Raw genomic sequence first — 602 nt, 5'->3', positions numbered from 1 at the left:
GAGCCACAGGTGCTGACCGTGCAGATTCCCGCTCGGCAGCCGTCGATTGCAGTGGCGACGCCGGGCGTCCCAATGCCGTCTCATAGGACCGGGCTGCCGACGATGGAACGGCGATACCTTCGCGCGGTGGAAGCTCGGCTTCTTCACTCAAGTGCACCGCAGTCTGGGGCTCGGCAGCAGTAGCATGCGGCGGCTGATCGGAGTTGACCGGCTGAGGCACGACTTCATCTGGCCGCCCCGTATCGCTCTCCTCGATGATGCGGCGGATCGATGCGAGAATCTCCTCCATGGAGGGTTCCCGGGCGATGCTGGATGATTGTGCCATGATACTTTTGCCCACTACATCTTGTTTCATTGCGCTGCAACGAATCTGTATCCAGTGTAGAGGCTTGCATTGCGTTTGAGAATCCCCGCGGGGTTCGTTTGGAGCTAACCCACAGACTTTTCTGAAAACGGCCCCTGGAAAGCAATTTGCCGCCAGGCGCTAACCTGACGGCAAATAGTATTCTTGGTCAAATGACAATGAAGATCAGCGGCCGTCGGGCGTGCGCAGGCCGATCCACTTGTCCTTCACAGCGTCATAATGCTCCTCAGGATGGTAT

1 pseudogene is annotated in these 602 nt (G+C 58.1%); it reads right to left on the bottom strand.

Annotation, left to right across the window (positions count from 1 at the left end):
* Nucleotides 1–325: pseudogene (locus ACXJ5O_RS29215) on the bottom strand (hypothetical protein); the annotation flags it as partial.
* Nucleotides 326–602: the final 277 nt, after the last annotated feature.

This window comes from Phyllobacterium sp. P5_D12, from assembly GCF_054049495.1.
Note: the sequence above shows the minus strand (reverse complement) of the source record. Positions and strands in the feature narration are given on the sequence as shown.